18 protein-coding genes and 2 pseudogenes are annotated in these 25229 nt (G+C 60.4%); 11 read left to right on the plus strand and 9 right to left on the minus strand.

All coding sequences use genetic code 11. The annotated features are described in order from the left end of the window. Positions 1–77: 77 nt before the first annotated feature. Both C2E15_RS10035 and ydgT read right to left on the minus strand, forming a co-directional pair. On the minus strand, positions 78–521 hold the full coding sequence (locus C2E15_RS10035) for a DUF2569 domain-containing protein (protein ID WP_104957235.1): 444 nt from the start codon (positions 519–521) through the stop codon (positions 78–80). Between the two features lie 113 nt (positions 522–634). Beyond that, a complete protein-coding gene (ydgT, locus tag C2E15_RS10040) occupies positions 635–850 on the minus strand; it encodes a transcription modulator YdgT (RefSeq protein ID WP_167391856.1) in 216 nt (71 codons plus the stop codon). Between the two features lie 684 nt (positions 851–1534). Between ydgT and ytfQ the strand changes: the two genes are divergently transcribed. From ytfQ to yjfF, 4 genes are all read left to right on the plus strand, one after another. Continuing rightward, entirely contained in the window at positions 1535–2491 is a 957-nt protein-coding gene (ytfQ, locus tag C2E15_RS10045; RefSeq protein WP_104957237.1) for a galactofuranose ABC transporter, galactofuranose-binding protein YtfQ, read from the plus strand. A gap of 80 nt (positions 2492–2571) precedes the next feature. Then, on the plus strand, positions 2572–4089 hold the full coding sequence (ytfR, locus tag C2E15_RS10050) for a galactofuranose ABC transporter, ATP-binding protein YtfR (protein ID WP_104957238.1): 1518 nt from the start codon (positions 2572–2574) through the stop codon (positions 4087–4089). Continuing rightward, complete coding sequence (ytfT, locus tag C2E15_RS10055) at positions 4082–5092, plus strand: galactofuranose ABC transporter, ATP-binding protein YtfT (RefSeq protein WP_104957239.1); 1011 nt, start codon at positions 4082–4084, stop codon at positions 5090–5092. Before ytfR ends, ytfT begins: the two co-directional genes overlap by 8 nt. 1 nt (position 5093) lies before the next feature. Then, positions 5094–6083 (plus strand): galactofuranose ABC transporter, permease protein YjfF, encoded by a 990-nt coding sequence (gene yjfF, locus C2E15_RS10060; protein ID WP_104957240.1) that lies wholly within the window; start codon positions 5094–5096, stop codon positions 6081–6083. Positions 6084–6466: 383 nt separating this feature from the next. Here the strand turns inward: yjfF and araA are convergent, their stop codons facing one another. Beyond that, positions 6467–7969, minus strand: a complete 1503-nt coding sequence (gene araA, locus C2E15_RS10065; protein ID WP_104957241.1) for an L-arabinose isomerase — start codon at positions 7967–7969, stop codon at positions 6467–6469. A 9-nt stretch (positions 7970–7978) separates the two neighbouring features. Next, a complete protein-coding gene (locus tag C2E15_RS10070) occupies positions 7979–9664 on the minus strand; it encodes a ribulokinase (protein WP_104957242.1) in 1686 nt (561 codons plus the stop codon). Between the two features lie 372 nt (positions 9665–10036). Here C2E15_RS10070 and C2E15_RS10075 point away from each other — a divergent pair, with 372 nt between their 5' ends. From C2E15_RS10075 to add, 5 genes are all read left to right on the plus strand, one after another. Then, a complete protein-coding gene (locus C2E15_RS10075) occupies positions 10037–11020 on the plus strand; it encodes an arabinose ABC transporter substrate-binding protein (RefSeq protein WP_104957243.1) in 984 nt (327 codons plus the stop codon). An 89-nt stretch (positions 11021–11109) separates the two neighbouring features. Continuing rightward, positions 11110–12633 carry an L-arabinose ABC transporter ATP-binding protein AraG gene (gene araG / locus C2E15_RS10080; protein ID WP_104957244.1) on the plus strand — a complete coding sequence of 508 codons (1524 nt, stop codon included), beginning with the start codon at positions 11110–11112 and terminating at the stop codon, positions 12631–12633. Positions 12634–12648: 15 nt separating this feature from the next. Beyond that, positions 12649–13635 carry an L-arabinose ABC transporter permease AraH gene (gene araH / locus C2E15_RS10085; RefSeq protein ID WP_104957245.1) on the plus strand — a complete coding sequence of 329 codons (987 nt, stop codon included), beginning with the start codon at positions 12649–12651 and terminating at the stop codon, positions 13633–13635. 56 nt (positions 13636–13691) lie between these two features. Continuing rightward, positions 13692–14609 (plus strand): arabinose operon transcriptional regulator AraC, encoded by a 918-nt coding sequence (gene araC / locus C2E15_RS10090; protein ID WP_104957246.1) that lies wholly within the window; start codon positions 13692–13694, stop codon positions 14607–14609. Between the two features lie 141 nt (positions 14610–14750). Continuing rightward, positions 14751–15749 carry an adenosine deaminase gene (gene add / locus C2E15_RS10095; protein ID WP_104957247.1) on the plus strand — a complete coding sequence of 333 codons (999 nt, stop codon included), beginning with the start codon at positions 14751–14753 and terminating at the stop codon, positions 15747–15749. Between the two features lie 48 nt (positions 15750–15797). Here the strand turns inward: add and C2E15_RS10100 are convergent. Together C2E15_RS10100 and malX are read right to left on the minus strand one after the other, a co-directional pair. Then, positions 15798–16981, minus strand: a pseudogene (locus C2E15_RS10100) (MalY/PatB family protein). Positions 16982–17003: 22 nt separating this feature from the next. Continuing rightward, positions 17004–18590: pseudogene (gene malX, locus C2E15_RS10105) on the minus strand (maltose/glucose-specific PTS transporter subunit IIBC). Positions 18591–18760: 170 nt separating this feature from the next. On the opposite strand from malX, the gene malI reads away from it, so the two are divergent. Beyond that, positions 18761–19792, plus strand: coding sequence for a Mal regulon transcriptional regulator MalI (malI, locus tag C2E15_RS10110; protein ID WP_104957248.1), 1032 nt, complete (start codon positions 18761–18763; stop codon positions 19790–19792). A gap of 50 nt (positions 19793–19842) precedes the next feature. Here the strand turns inward: malI and C2E15_RS10115 are convergent, their stop codons facing one another. Continuing rightward, positions 19843–21339 carry a YdgA family protein gene (locus C2E15_RS10115; protein ID WP_104957249.1) on the minus strand — a complete coding sequence of 499 codons (1497 nt, stop codon included), beginning with the start codon at positions 21337–21339 and terminating at the stop codon, positions 19843–19845. A 73-nt stretch (positions 21340–21412) separates the two neighbouring features. Next, the gene (gene manA, locus C2E15_RS10120) at positions 21413–22588 is read right to left on the minus strand and encodes a mannose-6-phosphate isomerase (RefSeq protein WP_104957250.1); all 1176 of its coding nucleotides are present in this window, start codon (positions 22586–22588) and stop codon (positions 21413–21415) included. Between the two features lie 202 nt (positions 22589–22790). Between manA and fumC the strand changes: the two genes are divergently transcribed. After that, positions 22791–24188, plus strand: a complete 1398-nt coding sequence (gene fumC, locus C2E15_RS10125; RefSeq protein ID WP_104957251.1) for a class II fumarate hydratase — start codon at positions 22791–22793, stop codon at positions 24186–24188. A gap of 81 nt (positions 24189–24269) precedes the next feature. On the opposite strand, the gene tus is transcribed toward fumC, so the two are convergent. Further along, the gene (gene tus, locus C2E15_RS10130; RefSeq protein ID WP_104957252.1) at positions 24270–25211 is read right to left on the minus strand and encodes a DNA replication terminus site-binding protein; all 942 of its coding nucleotides are present in this window, start codon (positions 25209–25211) and stop codon (positions 24270–24272) included. Positions 25212–25229 lie beyond the last annotated feature (18 nt).

Consider the following 25229-nt stretch of genomic DNA (forward strand, 5'->3'; position numbering starts at 1 on the left):
GCCATCACAACGGCGCCGGGCGGCGGGAACGGCGACAAAAGCACTCAGGATTAAATTATTGCGCTTTTTCGCGCCGCTCAGGGGGCGATAAAGGTATTTTTCACCCGCTGCGCGCGGCGGAAATAGGGCACCATGGTGGCTGCCGCCAGCAGCGACAGCAGCAGGGAACGCACCGCCGCGCCATCGGCGACCGGCGAGAAAGCGAAGGTTTTCAACGCCAGCACCACGGTCAGCAGCAGCCAGATAATGTAGTGGCGCGGCAGACGGCGCGAGCGGCGGCAGAAAAGCCAGGTCACCCAGCCGCTGTAGATCCAGACCGCCAGCGACGTGGCCAGCGACAGCCCCCACTGCGTCAGAAACGCGTGGTCATGGCTGAACAGCGCGTCGCGCCAGGCGGGGTTGAACAGCGCGCCGAGATACATCACCACCACCAGCGCGCTGGTCAGCACGGTCAGGATCAGCCAGGCGAGCGGCAGCAGCAGCCAGCCGCCGAGGCGTGGCGCGGGGGACGTTAATGACATACGGCATTCCTTGTAGAGCGAAACGGCGGCGTGAGGCAGGAGATGGCCAAACCAGTCACGCCCGATAGGGACCCGGTATTATACGGAAAAGCGGAAGAGGGAACAGGCAGGATTTAAACCACGTAGCGCCAGACCGATTTCGGCACTTCGCCTAAATTGAACAGTTTTCCGCCGGATACCAGCTCGGCGCGACGATGATCGGCAGCGCGATACATATTCATCAATTCAGTATCATCGGTCAGGGAGTAATTAAGATGATCAAATAACTTTTCCAGGCTTTCTGAGGTATTCACTTTACGAAATTTCAACAGGTAATCTTGCGCTGTCATAATAACCATAATAATGGAGAGAAGGTTGAGCGACTCAGTATAGGGAGGCCGCGGCGTCTGTCCAGATCCCGCCAGGCAAAAAAACGCGAAATTCAGAAAATAGCGCTGTCCGTCAGCGGATGAAATGCAAATTTATACTTTTAAAAACTTATACCTCGGTTACGCCGCATTCTTTTTCTCTTAACCCTGAAAAATGCGCCGTCGCGCCAGGAATATTCTGAGTAAATAGAGATTGGCCTGCGCCGTTGCATAGCGGGAAAAGGTGACAATAAAACTGTCACGCTAAAAATTGAATAAACCTGTTTTTTACACGGTTAAGCGAAAATGTTTAACATTTGCCGAAAAAAGCGCAAAGAGCAGCATTGTGCGAAGCGTCACAAATATGTGATTTAACGCGGCGCGCGTCAGGCGGATCAACATGACTGAAGTTTACACGTCTTTGTAATCGCTACCAAAACCTGTACTGGCTAACCACTTATGTTTATTACACTTATTTAACAGTTTTGAAAAATCATTTCAGGCGTTTTTTCCATATCATTTACCCGTATTGCACCGCAGCGAAACAGGTAACCCATTTAATTAATTGAATTTTGTGAACCAGGTCGAAAACTCCCGTAGCTGAATCCGCCAGGCTGTAAACGCACTTGTACCCAGGCTGTGAAATCCCACCAGAGGAATAAGACTATGTGGAAGCGTTTACTTTTATCCGCGATGGTGAGCGCTACGCTCGCCGCGCCGTCGCTGGCGGCAAATATGACCGTAGGTTTCTCGCAGGTCGGCTCGGAATCGGGCTGGCGTGCGGCGGAAACCAGCGTAGCGAAAAGCGAAGCGGCGAAGCGCGGCATCACGCTGAAAATTGCCGATGGCCAGCAGAAGCAGGAGAACCAAATCAAGGCGGTGCGCTCGTTTATCGCCCAGGGCGTTGATGCCATCTTTATCGCGCCGGTGGTGCAGACTGGCTGGGAGCCGGTGCTGGAAGAGGCGAAAGACGCCAATATTCCGGTGTTCCTGCTCGACCGCGCCATCGTGGTGAAAGATAACTCGCTCTACACCTCCGTGATCACCGCAGATAACGTGCTGGAGGGCCGCCTGATCGGCGAATGGCTGGTGAAGCAGATGAACGGCAAGCCGTGCAACGTGGTTGAGCTGCAGGGCACCGTCGGTGCCAGCGTCGCCATCGACCGTAAAAAAGGCTTTGCCGAAGCGATTGCCAATACGCCGACCATCAAAGTGATCCGTTCGCAGTCGGGTGACTTTACCCGCAGCAAAGGCAAAGAGGTGATGGAGAGCTTTATCAAGGCGGAAAATAACGGCAAAAATATCTGCATGGTGTACGCCCATAACGACGATATGGCGATCGGCGCCATCCAGGCGATTAAAGAGGCGGGGCTGAAACCGGGCAAAGATATTCTTACCGGCTCGATTGATGGTGTGCCCGATATTTATAAAGCGATGCTGGCGGGCGAAGCCAACGCTAACGTCGAGCTGACGCCGAATATGGCCGGCCCGGCGTTCGATGCGCTGGAGAAACTGAAACAGAACGGCACCGTGCCGCCGAAAGTGATTAAAACCGAAACCAAACTCTGGCTGCCCGCCGACGCGCAAAGCGAACTCGATAAGAAGAAAAATATGGGCTACTGATCCGCATTTCATCGCCGCCGTCGGCCAGGCGTCCCGCGGGACGTACTGGCCGACGCCGTTGTTATTCACCGAGGCGTATTATGACTGTGCAAACAGAAAAGCTGCTGGATATACGCGGCGTCAGTAAATTTTTCCCCGGCGTCAAGGCGCTGGATAACGTCTCGTTCAGCCTGCAGCGCGGCGAGATCATGGCGCTGCTGGGAGAGAACGGGGCGGGCAAATCGACGCTGATCAAGGTGCTGACCGGCGTCTATCAGCGCGACGCCGGCGACGTGCTGCTCAACGGCGCGGCGATCGCGCCGCGCAACACCGCCCAGGCGCAACAGGCGGGCATCGGCACCGTCTATCAGGAGGTCAACCTGCTGCCCAATATGTCGGTGGCGGACAACCTGTTTATTGGCCGCGAGCCTAAGCGCTTCGGCATGGTGGATCGCAAGGCGATGGCGCGTCAGGCGCGCGCGCTGCTTAACCGCTACGGCTTCTCGCTCGACGTCAACCGGCCGCTGGGCCACTATTCGGTGGCGATGCAGCAGATTATCGCCATCTGCCGCGCGGTCGATCTCTCCGCCCAGGTGCTGATTCTCGATGAGCCGACTGCCAGCCTCGACGCCAGCGAAGTAGAGATGCTGTTTACGCTCATGAACCAGCTGAAGGCGAAGGGGATGAGCCTGATTTTCGTCACCCATTTTCTCGATCAGGTGTATCGCGTCTGCGATCGCATCACCATCCTGCGTAATGGCCAGTATATCGCCACCCGCGATGCCGATACGCTGCCGCAGCTGGAGCTGATCAAGCTGATGCTGGGGCGCGAGCTGATGGAAACCGCGCTACAACGCGCCGGGCGAACGCTGAAAAGCGAGAAGCCGGTGGTGGAGTTTCAACACTACAGCAAGAAGGGCACTATCGAGCCGTTCAGCCTGGCGGTGCGCCCTGGCGAAGCGGTCGGCCTCGCGGGCCTGCTCGGCTCCGGCCGTACCGAAACCGCAGAGGTGCTGTTTGGCGTGCGGCGCGCCGACAGCGGCACCGCCTTTATCCGCGGCAAAAAACAGACTATCCGTACCCCGGCGCAGGCGTCGCGGCTCGGCATGGGCTTCTGCCCGGAAGATCGCAAAACCGACGGCATTATCGGCGCCGCGTCGGTGCGCGAGAACATTATCCTCGCCCTGCAGGCTCAGCGCGGCTGGCTGCGTCCCATCAGCAAGCGCGAGCAGACCGATATCGCTCAGCGCTTTATCCGCCAGTTGGGGATCCGCACCCCGCACGCCGAGCAGCCGATAGAGCTGCTCTCCGGCGGCAACCAGCAAAAGGTGCTGCTGTCGCGCTGGCTGGTGACCCGCCCGCAGTTTCTGATCCTGGATGAGCCGACGCGTGGCATCGACGTGGGCGCCCATGCGGAGATCATTCGTCTGATTGAATCGCTGTGCGCCGACGGCCTGGCGCTGCTGGTGATCTCATCGGAGCTGGAAGAACTGGTCGGCTATGCCGATCGTGTGGTGATCCTGCGCGATCGCCAGCAGGTCGCGGAAATCCCGCTGGAAAAACTCTCGGTGGCAGCCATCGTTGGCGCTATCGCGGATGGAGGAGCGCGTCATGCCTGAAAGTCACGTACTGCCGGAGAAGCCCCCCGTGTTAAAGCGTAAACTTCCGCCCGGAATGCCGCAGCTGGCGGCGTTGATTTTGGTGCTGCTGGTAGACAGCCTGGTAGCGAATAATTTCTTTGCGCTGCATCTGCAGGATGGCCGCCTGTTCGGCAGCCCGATCGATATCCTTAACCGCGCGGTGCCGGTGGCGCTGCTTGCTATCGGCATGACGCTGGTGATCGCCACCGGCGGCATCGATCTCTCGGTCGGGGCCATTATGGCGATCGCCGGCGCGACGGCGGCGACGCTAACGGTGGCGGGCCACAGCCTGCCGGTGATTATTCTGGCGACGCTGGCCAGCGGCGTGCTGTGCGGGCTGTGGAATGGCATCCTCGTGGCGTTGCTGAAGATCCAGCCGTTCGTCGCCACGCTGATTTTGATGGTGGCGGGGCGCGGCATCGCACAGCTGATCACCCAGGGGCAGATTGTGACCTTCGATAGCGACGCGCTTGGCTGGATCGGCAGCGGATCGTTCGCGCTATTGCCGGTGCCGGTCTGGATCGCCGCGGTAATGGCGCTGCTGGTCTGGCTGCTGACGCGCAAAACCGCCCTCGGGCTGTTTATCGAGGCGGTGGGCATCAACCTGCGCGCCGCGCGTAACGCCGGGGTCAACGGCTGGCTGGTGGTGATGTCCGCCTACCTGATCAGCGGCTTCTGCGCGGCGGTGGCGGGGCTGATCGTCGCGGCGGATATTCGCGGTGCCGACGCCAATAACGCCGGGCTCTGGCTGGAGCTGGACGCCATCCTTGCGGTGGTGATCGGCGGCGCCTCGCTGATGGGCGGACGCTTCAATCTGCTGCTGTCGCTGCTGGGCGCGCTGATCATTCAGGCGATGAATACCGGCATCCTGCTCTCCGGTTTTCCGCCGGAGCTGAACCAGGTGGTCAAAGCGGTGGTGGTGATGGCGGTACTGCTGCTGCAGTCGCCGCGTTTTTTGCAGTTACTGAAGCGGAGAGGCTGAAATGTTGAAACGTCACTTGCCCTTAACCATTACGCTGCTGGTGTTCGTCGCAGGCTATCTTTTCTGCCTGTCGCAGTTTCCCGGCTTCGCCTCAACGCGCGTTATCGGCAATATCCTCACCGATAACGCCTTTCTCGGCATCATCGCCGTCGGCATGACCTTTGTCATTCTCTCCGGCGGCATCGATCTGTCGGTAGGGGCGGTTATCGCCTTTACCGGTGTCTTTCTCGCGCGAGCGATCGGCGATCTGCACCTGTCGCCGTGGCTGGCGTTCGGTATTATCTTGCTGGCGGGGGCGATCTTCGGCGCGCTGATGGGCTGGCTGATCGACGCGCTGAAGATCCCCGCTTTTATCATCACCCTGGCAGGCATGTTCTTTCTGCGCGGCTGTAGCTACCTGATTGCCGAAAGCTCGATTCCCATCGATCATCCGCTGTACGGCACGCTCTCCAGCATGGCGTGGAAGATGCCGGGTGGGGGACGGCTCAGCCTGATGGCGCTGGTCATGCTGGTGGTAGTGGCGCTGGGCATTGTGCTGGCGCACCGCACCCGTTTCGGCAATCAGGTTTACGCCGTCGGCGGCAATATGCACTCCGCGCAGCTGATGGGCGTCTCGACGCGCGCCACCACGGTGAAGATCTATATGCTTTCCACTTTTCTGGCGACGCTGGCGGGAATTGTTTTTTCGCTCTATACCTCGGCGGGCTATGCGCTGGCGGGGCTGGGCGTGGAGCTGGACGCTATCGCGTCGGTCGTGATCGGCGGCACGCTGCTCTCCGGCGGCGTCGGAACGGTGCTGGGCACGCTGTTCGGCGTACTGATCCAGGGGCTGATTCAGACCTGGATTAACTTCGACGGCACGCTCAGCTCATGGTGGACCAAAATCGCCATCGGCGTGTTGCTGTTCGCCTTTATCGCGCTGCAGCGGTTGCTGACAGTGATGTGGGACCGGCAGCAGAACGCGCCGGTGGAGCGGGTAACGCCGCAGTAGCCGCCGGGTGAGGCGGTGAGCGCCAGGCGCTCTGGGAACGGAGCGCTTTTTTAGCGCTTTTATTAGTTACAACATACTAAAGAAGAGATAAAACCAGATAGCTCAACAACCGCGTCTGCCTCGCTTTGCAGAAGAGCGCCGGGCCAGCAGGGTTACCGGAGTCAGGGAGAAAGCGGCACCAGCTTGGTTACCGGGGCCAGAGAGAAAGCGGCACCAGCAGGGCGCCCAGGTGCTACAGAGAAAAGCGGGGCCCGCGCGTTTGCAGGATGGCGCAGAGGAAATGAGGCCAGCAGGCTGTCGGGCGTCGTACGCCGTCCTGCCGCCACAAGCGGCACAAAAAAAAGCCGCATCGGGAGGGATGCGGCTTACGTTCAACCTGACGATTAACGGTTAATACGGTAGTAGACCTCGTTCCAGCGCAGCGCATCTTTAAACGCGGGCAGCGTGGTGTCGTTATCAATGACCATCACTTCGATACCGTGCATCTCGCCGTACAGGCGCATATCCTCGACATCCAGCGCCTGACTGAAGACAGTATGGTGCGCGCCGCCACCCAGAATCCACGCTTCAGAGGCGGTCGCCAGCGAGGGCTGTGCCTTCCACAGCGCGCGCGCTACCGGCAGTTTCGGCAGCGGCTGCGGCTGCTCAATGGTATCCACCACGTTAACCAGCAGGCGGAAACGGTCACCCATATCGATCACGCTGGCGTTTACCGCCGGGCCGGCCGGGGTAGAGAAGATCAGGCGGGCCGGATCGGCCTTGCCGCCGATGCCGAGGAACTGCACATCCAGCAGCGGCTTCTCTTCTTTGGCGATAGAGGGACAGACTTCCAGCATATGGGAACCCAGCACCAGCTCATTGCCCGGCGAGAAGTGGTAGGTGTAATCCTCCATAAAGGAGGTGCCGCCCGGACGATCGCCCGCCATGATTTTGAAAATGTGCAGCAGGGCGGCAGTTTTCCAGTCGCCTTCGCCGGCGAAGCCGTAACCCTGCGCCATCAGACGCTGTACCGCCAGGCCCGGCAGCTGCGTCATACCATGCAGTGTCTGGAAATTGGTGGTAAAGGCACGGCAGCCTTCATCATCCAGGAAGCGCTTCATGCCCAGCTCGATGCGCGCGGCGTCCAGCACGTTCTGACGTTTTTCGCCGTTGACTGCCGCCACCGCGCTGAAGCGATACTGGCTTTCATACTCATCGACCAGCGCGTTAACGTCGCCATCACTGACCTGATTGATCACCTCTACCAGATCGCCCACGCCCCAGCCGTTCACCGCATAGCCGAACTGGATCTGCGCCGCCACCTTATCGCCTTCGGTAACCGCCACTTCACGCATATTATCGCCGAAGCGCGCCACCTTCAGCTGCTGGCTGGCGTGACGCGCCGCGGCGCCGCGCATCCACTTGCCGAGACGCTGGTGGCAGTGGCTATCCTGCCAGTGTCCGGTGATCACGCTGTGCGCCAGGCCCATGCGCGCGCCGATAAAGCCGAACTCACGGCCGCCGTGTGCGGTCTGGTTCAGGTTCATAAAGTCCATATCCATGCTGTCCCACGGAATTTCCGCGTTGAACTGGGTATGGAACTGCAGCAGCGGCTTGTTCAGCACCGACAGTCCGCCAATCCACATTTTCGCCGGCGAGAAGGTGTGCAGCCAGGTGATGATGCCGATACAGCTGTTGTCATGGTTGGCGTCGCGGCAGAGCGCCAGCGCCTCGTCAGGGCTTTTCACCATTGGCTTCAGCTGCAGCTTCACCGGCAAGCCCGCTTCGCGATTCAGCCCGTCCACCACCTGCTGCGCATGGTCGGCGACCTGACGCAGCGTTTCCGGTCCATACAGATGCTGGGTGCCGATAACAAACCAGACGCTCAGCGAATCAAACTGTTGCATACAAACTCCTTAAATTGTGGAAGACGGGCGTGCGGCATAATTCGGTTCGGCCGAGGCACACCACTGTTGATAACGTTCATAAAGCTGCTGGAAGCGCGCCACGCGCGCCGCGTCGGGCTGCAGGGTACGCTCCACCGGGCTGGCCATCTTCTGCTGTGCGGCGGGCACGTCGTCATAGACGCCTGCCGCTACGGCGGCAAAGATCGCCGCGCCGAGGGCGCAACACTCATCAGAGGCGACGATATCCAGCGGACGGTTCATCACGTCGCAGCAGACCTGCATAATCGCCGGGGATTTACGGGCAATGCCGCCCAGCGTCAGGATGTTTTCCACCGGGATCTGCTGCTGTTCGAAACACTCCATAATGGCGCGCGCGCCGAAGGCGGTGGCGGCGATAAAGCCGCCGAACAGCGTCGGCGCGTCGGTGCCAAGATTCAGGTCAGTAATGACGCCTTTCAGGCGCTGGTTGGCGAAGGGGGTACGGCGGCCGTTAAACCAGTCCAGCACCACCGGCAGATGGTCGAGCTGCGGATTAGCTACCCAGGCCTCGGTCAGCTGGCGCAGCAGATCCTGCGACAGCGCATCGAGCTGCGGCTTCAGTTCCGGCTGCTGCTGCGCCGCCAGCTGCAATGGCCAGTTAAGCAGACGGCTGAACCAGGCGTACATATCGCCAAACGCTGACTGACCTGCCTCCAGACCGATGACGCCCGGCGTCACGCTGCCGTCTACCTGGCCGCAGATGCCCTCAATGGCGCGCGTGCCGACCCGCTCCGCATCGGCGATCAGAATGTCGCAGGTCGAGGTGCCGATCACTTTCACCAGCGTATAGGGCTGCGCACCGGCGCCGACCGCGCCCATATGGCAGTCGAAAGCGCCGCCGGAAAGGGTGACATCGGTAGAGAGGCCTAGCCGCATCGCCCACTCGTCGGTGAGGGTGCCGACCGGTTTTTCGGCGGTAAAGGTGTCGCTGAACAGCGGGTAGTCGAGCTGCGTGGTCAGCAGCGGGTCGAGGGCATTGAAGAACGCTGCCTGTGGCAGGCCGTCCCACTGCGGGTGCCAGAGCGATTTATGCCCGGCGGCGCAGCGGCCGCGGCGGATAGCCGCCGGCGCGGTGGTGCCGCTCAGCAGGGCGGGCACCCAGTCGCACAGCTCGATCCAGGAGACGGCGGCGTCGCGTACCGCCGCGTCGGCGCGTGAAATATGGAGAATTTTCGCCCAGAACCATTCGGAGGAGTATACGCCGCCGATATAGCGCGAATAGTCCTCAAAACGGCCGCTGCGGCAGAGCTGGTTAATCTCCTCCGCTTCTTCAATGGCGGTATGATCTTTCCATAGCACAAACATTGCGTTCGGGTTATCGGCAAATTCAGGACGCAGCGCCAGCACATTGCCGTCGCGGTCGATGGGCGCCGGGGTCGAGCCGGTGGAGTCAACGCCAATGCCGACCACCGCCGCGCGCTGCTCCGGGCTCAGGCGCGACACTACGCCGCGAATCGCTTTCTCCAGCGCTTCAATATAGTCCAGCGGGTGATGACGGAACTGGCTTGTCTGCGGCACCGAGTAGCGTCCCGCCATCCAGCGCGTATAGGGCGCCACCTCTTTCTGTAGTTCTTCGCCGCTTTGGCAGTCTACCGCCAGGGCGCGAACCGAATCGCTGCCAAAGTCCAGACCAATCGTTATGGCACCAGCACGCATTCGGGCTCTCCTGTTAATGAACAATCGCAGGCTCTAACACTAAAAAGCGTGCGGTTTTTCCGTTAGCCCTGGGAAGCTGCAAATATGCACTTTTCTGCCGTCGTCGCGGGTTATGTGAAGTGGGTCAAAAGTTAACGTGCGGTTAAAATTGCTGAATCTATGGATCTTCTTGCTGTAGTTTCGCGATGTGATACCGCTCTACATTTCGTGCAACGTTTCCCGCTAAAACTAGCCCAGCGTTTGCTCAGTTAACAGGCAATCGCCGCGCTAATTCTCTGATTTGTCGTTTTTGTATAGCTTTTAATCCGATTGGTACCGTTTACACCGTTTCGTTGCGCACAACGAAAAAACAACACTGCGCCGGAGAGCATCATGCACAAATTCACTAAAGCGTTAGCCGCCGTTGGCCTGGCTGCCGTTATGTCACAATCCGCTATCGCCGAAACCATGAAGCTGGGCTTCCTGGTAAAGCAGCCGGAAGAGCCCTGGTTCCAGACCGAATGGAAGTTCGCGGATAAGGCGGGCAAAGATCTCGGCTTTGAGGTGATTAAAATCGCCGTGCCGGATGGCGAAAAAACGCTGAACGCCATCGATAGCCTGGCGGCCAGCGGCGCTAAGGGTTTCGTTATCTGTACGCCGGACCCGAAACTCGGTTCGGCAATCATGGCGAAAGCGCGCAGCTACGACTTAAAAGTGATTGCGGTGGACGATCAGTTTGTCACCGCCAAAGGCAAACCGATGGAGACCGTGCCGCTGGTGATGATGGCGGCGACCAAAATCGGCGAGCGCCAGGGCCAGGAACTCTATAAAGAGATGCAGAAACGCGGCTGGGATGTGAAGACCTCGGCGGTAATGGCGATCACCGCCAACGAGCTGGATACCGCGCGTCGCCGCACCTCCGGTTCCATCGAGGCGCTGAAGGCGGCCGGCTTCCCGGCGCAACAGATCTACCAGGTGCCGACCAAATCAAACGATATCCCCGGCGCGTTTGACGCCGCCAACTCGCTGCTGGTGCAGCACCCGGAAGTGAAGCACTGGCTGATCGTCGGCATGAACGACAACACCGTGCTGGGCGGCGTGCGCGCCACCGAAGGGCAGGGCTTCAAAGCGCCGGACGTAGTCGGCATCGGCATCAACGGCGTCGACGCCATCAGCGAACTCTCCAAAGGCCAGGCGACGGGCTTCTACGGCTCGCTGCTGCCAAGCCCGGACGTTCACGGCTATAAGAGTATCCAGATGCTCTACAACTGGACCACCAAGGGCGCGGAGCCGGCAAAATTCACCGAAGTCACCGATGTGGTGCTGATCACCCGCGACAACTTTAAAGCCGAGCTGGCGAAAAAAGGGTTGATGTAAGCCGTTCTGTCACCGTTGGGCGCGACGCGCCCGTTTTATCACGCGCCGGTTCGCCGGCGTTCATTATGACCAGGCAATGCGGAGACACCATGAACACTGATTCAGCCTTTCTGTCGTTTCATGGCATCAGTAAAACCTTTCCCGGCGTGAAGGCGCTGCAGGATATCAGCTTCCACTGTCGCGCCGGCGAAGTGCATGCGCTGATGGGCGAGAACGGGGCCGGGAAATCGACGCTGCTGAAGATCCTTAGCGGCAGCTATCAGCCAAGCGGCGGCGAAATCCAGATCCAGGGGCGGCCGGTCAACTTCGGCCATACCACCGACGCGCTTAACGCCGGCGTTGCCATCATCTACCAGGAGCTGCATCTGGTGCCGGAGATGAGCGTGGCGGAAAACATCTATCTCGGTCAGCTGCCGCAGCGCGGCGGGCTGGTGAACCGTAAGCTGCTGCGTTACGAGGCGAGCCTGCAGCTGAAAAACTTAGGGATGGATATCGATCCCGATACGCCGCTGAAATATCTCTCGCTCGGCCAGTGGCAGATGGTTGAGATCGCCAAGGCGCTGGCGCGCAACGCCAAAATTATCGCCTTCGATGAACCGACCAGCTCGCTCTCGGCGCGCGAAATCGAACAGCTGTTCCGCGTTATCCGCCAGCTGCGCGCTGAGGGGCGGGTGGTGCTGTATGTCTCGCACCGCATGGAGGAGATTTTCGCTCTCAGCGATGCGATTACCGTGTTTAAAGATGGCCGCTACGTACGTACCTTCGACGATGTGCCCAACACCAGCCATGACATGCTGGTGCAGGCGATGGTTGGCCGCGATTTGGGCGATGTTTACGGCTATGCGCCGCGCGAGCAGGGGCCGGTGCGTTTGCAGCTGGAGGGCGTGCATGCGATCGGCGTCAGAGCGCCGGTCTCGCTCAGCGTGCGCGCCGGCGAAATCGTTGGGCTGTTCGGCCTGGTGGGCGCCGGGCGCAGCGAACTGATGAAAGGGCTGTTCGGCGCCACGCGCCTGAAGGCGGGCCGCGTGCTGCTCGACGGCCAGCCGCTGGCCATTAGCGCGCCTTCCGACGCCATTCGCGCCGGGATTATGCTCTGCCCGGAAGATCGCAAGGCGGACGGCATCATTCCGGTGCATTCGGTGCGCGACAACATCAATATTTCCGCGCGCCGCAATAACCTGACGGCGGGCTGCCTGATCGACCACCGCTGGGAGTCGCACAACGCCGACAAACATATCCGTTCGCTGAATATCAAAACGCCCACCGCCGATCAGCTGATCATGAACCTTTCCGGTGGCAACCAGCAGAAGGCGATCCTGGGCCGCTGGCTGTCGGAGGAGATGAAGGTGATCCTGCTCGACGAGCCGACGCGCGGCATCGACGTCGGGGCCAAACATGAGATCTACAACCTGATTTATGCGCTGGCGCAGCAGGGTATTGCCGTGCTGTTCGCTTCCAGCGATCTGCCCGAAGTGATGGGGCTGGCTGACCGCATCCTCGTGATGCGCGAAGGCGAGATCGCCGGGGAACTGTTACATGATGAGGCAACGGAACAGCTGACGCTGAGCCTTGCCATGCCGAAAAACACGCAACAGACGGCCGCCGTGGCCTGATGCAGGAGTAATGTTATGTCTTCATCCACGACTTCAAATACGCCGCCGGTGTCGCGCTCCGGTTTCCGCTTCGGCCGTATCTGGGACAACTTCGGTATGCTGGTGGTTTTTGCCGTGCTGTTTCTCGCCTGCGTGCTGTTTATTCCCAACTTCGGCTCATTTATCAATATGAAAGGGCTGGGGCTGGCGATGTCGATGTCCGGTATGGTCGCCTGCGGCATGCTGTTCTGCCTGGCGTCCGGGGATTTCGATCTCTCTGTCGCTTCGGTTATCGCCTGCGCGGGCGTCACCACCGCAGTGGTGATCAATATGAGTGAAAGCCTGTGGCTCGGCATCGGTGCCGGGCTGCTGCTTGGTGTGATCTGCGGCTTCGTTAACGGCTTCGTTATCGCCAGGCTGAAAATCAACGCCCTGATCACTACGCTGGCGACGATGCAGATCGTGCGCGGCCTGGCCTATATCTTCTCCGACGGCAAAGCGGTCGGCATCGAAGATGAGCGCTTCTTCGAGCTGGGCTACGCCACCTGGTTTGGCCTGCCGGCGCCGATCTGGCTGACTATCGGCACCATGATCATCTTCGGCTTCCTGCTGAATAAAACCACCTTCGGACGTAATACCCTGGCGATTGGCGGCAATGAAGAGGCGGCGCGGCTGGCGGGCGTGCCGGTGGTGCGTACCCGTATCATCATCTTTATTCTCTCCGGCCTGGTCTCGGCGGCGGCAGGCATTATCCTGGCATCGCGTATGACCAGCGGCCAGCCGATGACCTCGCTGGGCTATGAGCTGATCGTCATCTCCGCCTGCGTGCTGGGCGGTGTATCGCTGAAGGGCGGCATTGGCAAGATCTCCTACGTGGTGGCGGGGGTGCTGATCCTTGGCACCGTTGAGAATGCGATGAATTTGCTGAATATCTCACCCTTCTCACAGTATGTGGTGCGTGGTCTGATACTGTTGGCGGCGGTGATTTTCGACCGCTACAAACAGAGCCATAAAGCGGCCTGATCGTCGCGGGCAGCCGGGCTGCCCGCCCTACCTGACGCTTCGCTACGAGGATTATTATGTACCATCGTCAACCGATTGAGTCACAGCCCAACCCCCTGCTGCCGGGCTACCCCTTCAACGCCTGGCTGGTGGCCGGACTGACGCCGATCAGCGCCGGCGGCGCGCTCGATTTCAGTATCGATCGTCCGCACGGCATGAAAGGCTACATTATCAACCTGACGATAAGAGGACGCGGGCGCGTATTTGAGGGCGACAGGGCGTTCGACTGCGAGCCGGGCGATATGCTGCTGTTCCAGCCAAAAACGCCGCATTTTTACGGGCGCGCGCCGGAAAGCGACAGCTGGTATCACCGCTGGATCTATTTCCGTCCGCGCGCCTACTGGCACGACTGGCTGCGCTGGCAGGATGAGACCCACGGCGTGGGCCGCCTGCGCCTGCCGGAATCGCTGCGCGGCGAGTTTGATCGCCTGTTTGCCAATATCGAACAGACGCACAACTCCGGGCGGCGCTTTGCCGAAGAGCTGGCGATGAATCTGCTTGAGCGGCTGCTGCTGCGGGCGGTGGAGGAGGATCCGCGTTCACATCAGCAGATCCGCGATCCGCGCATTATCGAAGCGTGCCAGTATGTCACCAGCAATCTGGCGGGCGAGCTGAAAATCGAGGCGGTGGCGAAACATGTCTGCCTGTCGCCTTCACGGCTTGCGCATCTTTTCCGCGAGCAGATGGGCGTCAACCTGCTGCGCTGGCGCGAAGATCAGCGTGTGATCCGCGCCAAGCTGCTGCTGCAAACCACCCAGGAGCCGATCGCCTCGATTGGCCGCGAGGTGGGCTATGACGATCAGCTCTATTTTTCGCGCGTGTTCCGCAAACGCGTCGGCGTCAGCCCGAGCGATTTTCGCCGCCGCAGCCAGGACGCGCACGACGCGCTGGTGGCGCAGGAGACCTGGCAGCTGCCGCGCCGCGCCGGGGAATAGGGCAACCGGCGGCGCGGAAGGGCGCCGACGGGCAATTAACCAGCAGTTGACCTGACATCTTGCGCAATTATCTGGCATAGTTGCGCAACTTATTTTTATACTACTCTGCACTTTATCTTAACCTGTGAAAGAGAGTGCTTCATGATTGACGCCCGCCTGCCGCTTACCGACATTCATCGCCACCTTGATGGCAATATCCGCGCTGCGACCATTCTCGATTTAGGCCGCGAATTCAATATCGCGCTGCCCGCCAGCAGCCTCGACGCGCTGCGTCCGCATGTGCAGGTGGTGGAAAACCAGCCTGACCTGGTCAGCTTCCTGCAGAAGCTGGACTGGGGTGTGAAGGTGCTGGGATCGCTGGACGCCTGCCGCCGCGTGGCGCTGGAAAACGTGGAGGACGCCGCGCGCGCCGGCATTCACTACGCCGAACTGCGCTTTTCGCCGGGCTATATGGCGATGGCCCATCATTTGCCGATCGCTGGCGTGGTGGAAGCGGTGATTGACGGCGTGCGCGCCGGCTGCCAGCAGCATGATATCGAGGTGCGTCTGATCGGCATTATGAGCCGTACCTTCGGCGAAGAGGCGTGCCTGAATGAGCTGGATGGCCTGCTGGCGCACCGCGACGGCATTACCGCCGTCGATCTGGCCGGCGATGAGCTGGGCTTTCCTGGCAGCGAGTTTCTCAGCCACTTTAACCGCGCGCGCGACGCCGGTTTCCGCGTGACCGTGCATGCGGGCGAAGCGGCAGGCGCCGAGAGCATCTGGCAGGCGATCCGCGAGCTGGGCGCCGAGCGTATCGGCCACGGCGTGAAGGCGGTGGAAGATCCGGCACTGATGGATTTCCTGGCGGAACACCGCATCGGCATTGAATCCTGCCTCACCTCCAATATCCAGACCAGCACCGTGGCGCACCTGTCGCACCATCCGCTGGTGAAATTCCTCGACCACAACATTCTCGCCACGCTCAATACCGACGATCCGGCAGTGCAGGGCATTGAGATCGGTCACGAGTATCAGGTGGCCGCGCCGCAGGCGGGTCTCTCCGCTGCGCACATTCGCCAGGCGCAGGAAAACGGCCTGACTATCGCCTTCCTCAGCGAAGAGGAGAAACAGCGCATCCGTCAGCGCGTGGCGGGCTAACCTTTGTTCCCGGCAGGCAGCGCCTGCCGGCTCTTTTACGGCCTGTTCTCAGCGCGATACGTCACGCAGTGTCGCTATCCCGGCAATCAGCCTTTGCACACCTTCCTCCAGTTTCGCGCGCGGACAGCCCGCGTTCAGCCGAATAAAGCCATTGCCCGCCGCGCCGTAGGTCTCGCCCGGCATTATCGCCACCTTTTGCTGCTCAATCAGCACCCGCTGCAGCGAGTGCATCTCCAGCCCCAGCGGCCGCAGATCGATCCACGCCAGATAGGTCGCCGGCGGCGGCTGCCAGTCAAGCTGTGGAAAGGCGTGGTTTAGCCGCCGGGCGATCAGCGCCAGGTTGTCGCGTAAATAGCGGCGCAGCGCGTCGAGCCAGGGCGCGCCTTGCCGATAGGCGGCGATATGGGCGGCGATCGCCATCACCGGCGGCGAGGAGAGGCCGTCCGCCTGTTTCAGCTGACGAAACCACGCCTGACGATCCGGTTCGTCGCTGATAAAGCCATAGGCGCCGGTTAGCGCGGGAATATTAAAGCTCTTGGAGGCAGAAGTGGCGACCGCCCAGCGTCCGCGCGCCACGGCGTGCCACGGGATATGTTTTTCATCGCCGGTCACTATATCCATATGGATCTCATCACTGATCACCCTGACCTGATGGCGGGCGCAGCAGGCGGCGAGCGTCTCCAGCTCTTCGCGCGTCCAGATTTTGCCGGTGGGATTATGCGGGCTGCACAGCAGCAGGATTTTACACTCTTCGCGCGCCAGCAGGCGCTCCAGCTGGGCGAAATCGCACGTCCAGCTGTTGCCGGTTTTGATCAACGGCGACGCCAGCAGCTGTCGCTGATTCGCTTCGATAACCTGATAAAAGGCGTCGTAGGCGGGGTATGCACCACTACGCCGTCGCCGGGCGCGCTCCAGAGCCGCAGCAGCTGCGCCACCATATAGATCACCGACGGGCTGTAGACGATCTGCGCGCGATCGATGTCCAGATCGAAACGCTGCCGGTACCAGGCAACAATCGCGCCGAGAAAGTCATCATGCTGCCAGCGGCTGTAGCCGAAAATGCCATGATCCAGCCGCTGCTGCAGCGCCGCCCGTAGCGCCGGCGCCACGGCGAAATCCATATCGGAAATGGTAAAAGGCAGCAGATCGGCGGTGCCGAAGCGATCCGCAACAAAATCCCACTGGGTCGACCAGCTGCCGTGACGATCGATCGGCTTACCGAAATCAAACATGGTTTATCGCTCCAGTGCGCGGTCAGGCCGGGCTGAGATTCATCAGCGCCGACAGCTCATCTTTTACCGACTGTACCTGCGGGCCCATCACCACCTGCAGGCTGTGCTGATTGAGATGCACCACGCCGATGGCGCCGTGCGCCTTCAGCGCCGCGTCATCCACCCGGCTACTGTCGACGACCGACAGGCGCAGGCGTGTCAGGCAGTTATCCAGCGCGGTAATGTTATCGATGCCGCCCAGCGCGGCGAGGATTGCCGGGGTGTTATAGCCGGAGCGCCCGCTGCCCGCCGCCGTCAGCGTTTTCTCAAACTGCGGGGTGTCCACGTCGCGTCCCGGCGTTTTGATATTGAAACGTACAATAGCGAAACGGAACAGCAGGTAGTAGAGGGTGAACCATAGCGCCGCGACCGCCGGCACCCAGTACCATTTGGTGCCCAGGCCGTGCAGGATGCCGAACACCACGAAATCGATAATATTGCCGTCGGTGTTGCCGATGGTGACGCCCAGCATGGCGATCACGCTAAAGCCGAGGCCGGTGAGCAGGGCATGGATCAGATAGAGCGCCGGCGCGACAAACAGAAACAGAAACTCTACCGGCTCCGTGGTGCCGCCGACCACGCAGGCCACCACGCCTGAGATCAGCAGGCCTTTAATTTTATGGCGGTTCTCAGGACGGGCGCAGTGATAGATCGCCAGCGCGGCGCCCGGCAGGCCGCCAAGGAAGGCGGGCATTTTACCCTGCGACAGAAAGCGCGTGGCGCTCTCAGCGAAGCCGCTGGTGGTAGGGCAGGAGAGCTGCGCCTGGAAGATGGTCAGCGCGCCGCTGACGCTCTGACCACAGACATCGAGCGTGCCGCCGGCGTCGGTGAAGCGAATAATCGCCACCAGAATATGCTGCAGGCCGAACGGCAGCAGCAAACGTTCGCCGGTGCCGAAGATCATCGGCCCCCAGTCGCCGGCGCCGTTGATGATCCAGCCCAGCCCGCGGATCGCGGCGGCGAACCACGGCCAGATTAACGGCACCAGCAGGCCCGCCAGCCCGGTCGCCACCAGCGTGACGATCGGCACAAAGCGCGTGCCGCCAAAGAAGGCCAGCGCGTCAGGCAGGCGGATAGTATGAAAACGCTCATGCAGCCAGAACACCAGAATGCCGATCAGCACCGCGCCGAGAATGCCGGTATCGATCGACTGAATGCCCAGCACGTTCTGAATAGCGTTCGCTTTCAGCAGCGCCGCGTCGCTGGTGGGCAAGATCCCTTTCACCGTCAGCCAGAAGTTAATCGCCAGGTTCATTACCGCATAGCCGACAAAACCGGAGAAGGCGGCGACGCCTTTATTTTCCCGCGCCATCCCCAGCGGAATGGCGATGGCGAACATTACCGGCAAAAAGCTAAACGCGAAGGCGCCGGTTTTGCTCATTCAGATAAAGACCAGCTGTAAAGAAGGGTGTCCAAGCAGCGGGATCAAGTTGATCACATCGCGGCTGCTGAGCGAACTGCCGATCCCGAGCATGATCCCGCAGAACGAGAGCAGCGCCACCGGCAACATAAAAGTTTTACCCAGCCCCTGAAAGAATTCCCACAGGGTGATTTTTTGCTTTCTGGCCATCTCTTTCTCCTGATATAGCCGCACCGCGGCGCCTGAGGTAAAATAGGATAAAACGTTTTACCATCGATTAATGAGTAGCCAGTCACAATCCAAAGCGCGCTGCGGGTTTCAGCTGGCGACGAAAAGATGTAACGTTTTAGCGTTATGTATCGCAGTCAGGCAGGAGCCGTATGTCGCAGAAAAAGATCACCATTCATGACGTCGCCGAACGGGCAGGCGTCTCCGTCACCACGGTATCGCTGGTGCTGTCGGGCAAAGGGCGTATCTCGACCCTCACCGCGCAGCGTGTCAGCGAGGCGATTGATGCGCTGGGTTACGTGCGCAACCGGTCTGCCGCCAGCCTGCGCGGCGGCGAAAGCGGGATAATTGGCCTGATCGTACGCGATATCTGCCACCCTTTTTATGCCGAAATGACAGCAGGGCTGAGCGAGGTGCTGGAAGCGCAGGGCAAGATTCTGGTGCTGACGCAAAGCGGCGCCGCCGGGCAGAATCTGCAGCGCTGCTTCGATTCGCTGCTGGCGCAGGGCGTCGACGGCATCGTGTTAGGCGGCGGCGCGGAGAAAGCGGGCGCGCTGCCGGCGCTGGCGCAGGAGGCGGGCATTGCGCTGGTCTGCGCGGCGCGCGCCAGCAGCCTGGAAGAGGTGGACGCCATTCGCCCTGATAATATGCAGGCAGCGCGAATGGCGACGGAATACCTGATTAAGCAGGGGCATCGCCGTATTGCCTGGCTGGGCGGGTCGGGCAGCTCGCTGACGCGGGCGGAGCGTATCGGCGGCTACTGCGCCACCCTGATGCAGTACGGCCTGCCGTTTCGCCCGGAATGGATTATCGAATGCGAACGACCGGCGATCGCCGCGCGCACCGAGGCGCTGTTTCACGCCTTTCCCTCGATCACAGCCATTCTCTGCCACAACATGACGGTGGCGCTGAGCTGCTATTTCGGCGCGCTGCGCGCCGGGCGCACGCCGGGCGAAGGCGCGGTGGAAAGCTGGTATGGCCAGCAGGTGGCGCTGGTGGGCTTCGGCGATGCGCCGCAGGCAGAGATGCATGATCTGCCGTTAACGCGCGTTTCCATTCCGGCGCGGGAGATGGGACGCCAGGCGGCGCTGCGTCTGTTACATCGTCTTGACCAGCCGCAAAGCGGCGCGCAGAGCATCATTTTACCCGCTGCGCTGGCGGAACATGGCGCTTTCGACGCATAAAAAAGGGCGACCTGAAGTCGCCCTGTTTAAATAGCCTGCTGGCGTTTGCCTTACTCCGGCAGTCCGCCGACCGGTGCGCCCAGCATATAGCGGGAGAGGAAGCCTTCCAGCGGCATCTTCTCGCCGTTCATCGTCACCTGCGCGCCGTTATACTGCAGACTGGTGACAATATTATCATCCTGCTGGGTGGTCAGACGGAACATCTGGCCCATCGCCGCCAGGCCTTTCACCTGCTGATCCGCCAGCTTAACCGCGTCTCCTTCCTGATAGCCTTCCGCCATCGCCACCTGTTTCATCATTTCCGTCGCCATCGGCATGCTGACCACCAGCTTGCCGTCCAGCGTCTTCAATACGCGGTTCAGCGCATCGGAGAGCGTCTGCGCGTCGCCCTGCGCGGTTGCCGGATCTTTAAAGTGCGCCGCCAGGTTGAAGGTGCTTTCGCCCTTATCGTTTTTCCAGCTCAGCGGCGCGATGGTGACAACCGGATCGCCTTTCAGCAGCAGCGGCAGGTTGGCCGCCAGGATCTGGCGCATGCCTTCCTGATAGCGCGCCGGATCTTTATCGATGCCGGGCTGGTTAAGCAGCGCCTGCATCTGGCTATTGTAGTTATCCCCGAAGGCTTTCAGCGCCTGGCCATCAAACTGCGACAGCTTCATGGTCAGCTTGCCGGAGCCAAAAGGGCGATTCTCCAGCTTCAGGCTATCGATAACGTAATCCATCTGGCCAGAGATGGCGTTGCCGTTGGCGTCGAACTGGGTCTTGAGATCGGTGCCTTCCAGCACAGCGGCTTCCTGGCCGTTGACGCTGGCGGAGAATTTCTTCAGCGCCAAATGCTGATCGCCGATGCGCACGCCCTGCGGGCTGAGACGGGTATTACCGTTCAGGGTGATGCCGTTAAGGGTAAAGAGGACCGGCAGGTTCGCCTCGTTTTTCACCGTCAGCGCGATGCTGTCGATATCGCTGTCAAAGTTAACGTGGTCACCTTTGCTGTCGCTGTCGATGCCCAGCGTACCGCCGTTCCAGGCGTAGCGCTCGCCACTCTGCGCATTCTGGTAATCAAGCGGCAGCAGGCGGATCGCCGAAGCGGTTGCGCCGCTGTAGCCGATGCGCGTATCCGCTTCAATGACCGATTTGCCTTTGCTCAGCTCAAACAGTTTTTTCAGCGCCGGGGTATTTTCCAGTTCACTGTGTACTGAAGCCATGCTCGGGATCAGGTTGAATTTCTTCAGCTGGGCGAAGGGGAAGGGACCGTGATCGATGGTTTCATTCAGCACTACGCTCTGTCCCGGCTTCAACAGCGCGTTATCTTCCGTTTGCGAGCTGGCCTGCACCACCAGCTGTGTACGGCTGGTGAAGATACCGCGCTGATAGTTCTGGTAGCTCACCTTCAGGCGGCTGTCGGGCGCCATCTGCGTCAGCTGCGCGTTGGCGTTCTGCACCATTTGATCCATATGGCTTTCGATCTGTTTGCCCGTCATCCAGGCGGCGCCCGTCCAGATCACGCCCAGAGCGATCACCACGCCGACCGCAATTTTCGTCTTTTTCATCGATTCGTCCTTTTGCCAGCATCAATGCCTGATTTAATTTCTTGAATAATCATAGCATTTACTGGCGAAGCCGTCAGCCCAGGCGGTTATAAACCCGCGCCAGGCGCCCCTCTCCCTCTACAGTGACCGGCGATTCGCCGGCGGCGACAAAGCACGATTCACCGGGATTCAGCGTCAGGCGCTGCGGGCCGTGCGCCAGCTGCGCTTTTCCCTCGATACAGAACAGGATGGCGGCGCTTTGCTGGTCGAGCGTCGCCGGCGCCTCGTTAAGCAGATGTACCGAAAAGGCGAAATCCTCAACCGGCACCGGAAACTGCAGCTCGTCGCCGTTGCGTACCGGCGTGGTGAGCAGCGTGTCGCCGGCACGCGGGGTAAATTTGACGTTCGCCATCAGCTCCGGCACGTCGATATGTTTGGGCGTCAGCCCGGCACGCAGCACGTTGTCAGAGTTCGCCATCACCTCCAGCGCCACGCCATGCAGATAGGCGTGCGGCGTTTCGGCGAACAGGAACATCGCTTCGCCCGGCTGCAGCTCAATCACGTTCAGCAGCAGCGGTGAGAACAGCCCGCTATCGTCCGGCCAGAACGCGGCGATGCGGCGGATGCTCTCCCACGGCTCGCCGCTGCGGCTCTGCAGCGTGGCGGTCAGGAGATCGATGGCGCGCGCTTTCTCCTCGCCGCGTAAGGAGAGCAGAGTAGAAAACAGTGTCGCCAGATGCTGTTCGTCCGGCTGCTGCAGAAAATGGGCGATGGCGGGATGCGCGCCTGCCACCGGCTGCAGCAGCGATACAATCTCGCGCAGCGTGCGAAAGCCATTGATCGCCTGGAAGGGCGTCAGCGCGTAGACCAGCTCCGGCTTATGATTGGCGTCCTTATAGTTGCGCTCCGGTGCGTTAAGCGGCACGCCCGCCGCGTTTTCCCGGGCGAAACCCGCCTCCGCCGCCGCTTTGCCTGGATGCACCTGAATCGATAACGGCTGCGCGGCACACAGCACCTTAAATAAAAAAGGCAGCTCGCCGAAGCGCGCTGCCACTTTTTCACCGAGCATGCCGGTTTTATCGGCGTCGATCGCCTCCCGTAGCGATCGCCGCTCCCCGTCAATCAGCAGCGCCGAACTGCTTTTCGGATGCGCCCCCATCCAGAGTTCAGCCATTGGCTGCTGCGACGGATTCTCAATGCCGTAGAGATCGGTTAAAGCGTGCGTGCTACCCCAGGCGTAATTTTGCAAGGCGTTGTGAAGCTTAAACATGGTTTCTCCCTTTCCGCGGGCCGTTAATTGCTCACTATTAAAGCAGAACCGTTTTGTTAAACCACGACGCAAGTCAAATAAGGACGACTGGCTCGCATAATGTTAAATTATTGTATGTCACACTATGGCCCGCGCTCGCTGTGCCGGATACGCACAGGTCAGAGCTATTTAAATCATACGTTTGTGCTTAAGGAGAGAAGTAATGGCAGCCAACCGCATTGAAAAAGATTCAATGGGACCCATCGACGTACCGGCTGATAAACTGTGGGGCGCGCAGACGCAGCGCTCGCTGGAACACTTCCGCATCTCTACGGAAAAAATGCCTGCCGAACTGGTGCATGCGCTGGCGCTGACCAAGCGCGCCGCTGCCAAAGTCAACAGCGACCTGGGGCTGCTGCCGCAGGAGAGAGCGCAGGCGATTATTCAGGCTGCCGATGAAGTGCTGGCGGACAAGCACACCACCGAATTCCCGCTGGCGATCTGGCAGACCGGATCCGGCACACAAACCAATATGAACATGAACGAGGTGCTGGCGAACCGCGCCAGCGAGATCCTCGGCGGCGAGCGCGGCATGTCGCGCCTGGTGCATCCCAACGACGACGTGAACAAGAGCCAAAGCTCCAATGACGTCTTCCCGACCGCGATGCACGTCGCGGCGGTGATCGCGGTGCGCGAACATCTTATCCCGCAGCTGAATACCCTGAAGCAGACGCTGCAGGCCAAAGCGGAAGCCTTTAAAGATATCGTCAAAATCGGCCGTACCCACCTGCAGGATGCTACGCCGTTGACGCTGGGCCAGGAGATCTCCGGCTGGGTAGCGATGCTGGAGCATAATCTGAAGCATATCGAGCAGAGCATTCCGCACGTGGCGGAGCTGGCGCTGGGCGGCACTGCGGTCGGTACCGGCCTGAATACCCACCCGGAATATGCGGTGCGCGTGGCGGAAGAGCTGGCCTCGCTCACCCGCCAGCCGTTCGTGACCGCGCCGAACAAATTCGAAGCGCTGGCGACCTGCGACGCGCTGGTGCATGCGCACGGCGCGCTGAAAGGTCTGGCGGCCTCGTTGATGAAAATCGCCAACGATGTGCGCTGGCTCTCGTCCGGCCCGCGCTGCGGCATCGGCGAAATCGCCATCCCGGAAAACGAGCCGGGCAGCTCCATTATGCCGGGCAAAGTTAACCCGACGCAGTGCGAAGCGATGACCATGCTCTGCTGCCAGGTAATGGGCAATGATGTGGCGATCAATATCGGCGGCGCCTCCGGCAACTTCGAGCTGAACGTCTTCCGTCCGATGGTGATCCATAACTTCCTGCAGTCTATTCGCCTGCTGGCGGACGGCATGGACAGCTTTAACCATCACTGCGCCGTCGGCATTGAGCCGAACCGCGATCGCATCACTCAGCTGCTGAACGAGTCGCTGATGCTGGTGACCGCGCTCAATACCCATATCGGTTACGACAAGGCGGCGGAAATCGCCAAGAAAGCGCATAAAGAGGGGCTGACGCTGAAGGCCTCGGCGCTGAAGCTGGGCTATCTCACCGAAGAAGAGTTTGACGCCTGGGTGCGTCCGGAAGAGATGGTCGGCAGCATGAAGCAGTAAAGATGACAAACGGGGCCGCCACGGCCCCGTTTTTTCTGACTAAAACGCGCAGCGTCTCTTGCGCGTTTTCCCCGCTGTCACTCAGTACACCTCGCTTACCGGCCGATCACAGTAAAGATGCAGACGCGGGATCAATAGCCACAGCTGTTGCGCCTGCGGCTTATAGCGGTGGGTAATATTCTCTGCATCATAGTTCAGCAACTCACCCAGCGTCGGCACCTGTTGTCGGTTCGGACAAAGCACCAACAGCGGGGAGGGGCAGGCCAGCTGCGTCTGCTTTTGCTGTTCCTTGTCCCAGATGCGCGCGATCGGCTGCACCTTGACCGGCCGCTTGATTTTCAGCCGCGCCCCTTTCGGCAACGAACGCACCGCCTCCAGCTCCTGCTGCACTTTTTCCGCCCACTGCTCGCGCGTCCAGGGCGCCTGCGCGCGTCCCGCCTTCAGGCTTTTCTCCAGCCGCCCGACCACCTCCTGCTGCGTGACGTTTTTAATCACATGCTTGTTGGCCCAGCCGAAGCGCACGCTGTCGGGCGCATCGAGCAGGGTAATGGCGCGATAGGCGTTCAGCGTTAGCAGGCCGCGCAGGTGCGTATGCACGAAATCGAAGCGCGCCTCGCTGGGCAGGCCGGATTCAACGGTAATGATCTGCTCCAGCGTCGCTTTCAGCTGATTGATCGTCTCAACCTGCTGGTGGAGAAGGGCGTGCTGGTGGTCGTCCGCCTCGAAGCAGAGCGCGCCGGGCAGGCGTACTGCCGCCTTAGTGCTGATATTCTCCGACTGATGCTGGATAAACAGCCGGCAGTAGTGCTGCAACGCCCGCTGGCGTGCCTCATCGCCAAGGTGCTGCGTTACGCTGATTTGCGTCACCGGATCATGCTCTTCGCCTTTCGCCACCGGTGGCAGGGAGAAAACGCGACCGACCAGCAGTGGCAACGCCGTCAGCTGCTGTTGCAGCACGGCGAGTTCCTCTTCCAGCTGATTTGCGCAGCGGCGCAGATCTTCCACTAAATCGTAGCGGCTCATGGCGGCTCCTGTGCAGGG

The organism is Mixta gaviniae, assembly GCF_002953195.1.
Classification (GTDB): domain Bacteria; phylum Pseudomonadota; class Gammaproteobacteria; order Enterobacterales; family Enterobacteriaceae; genus Mixta; species Mixta gaviniae.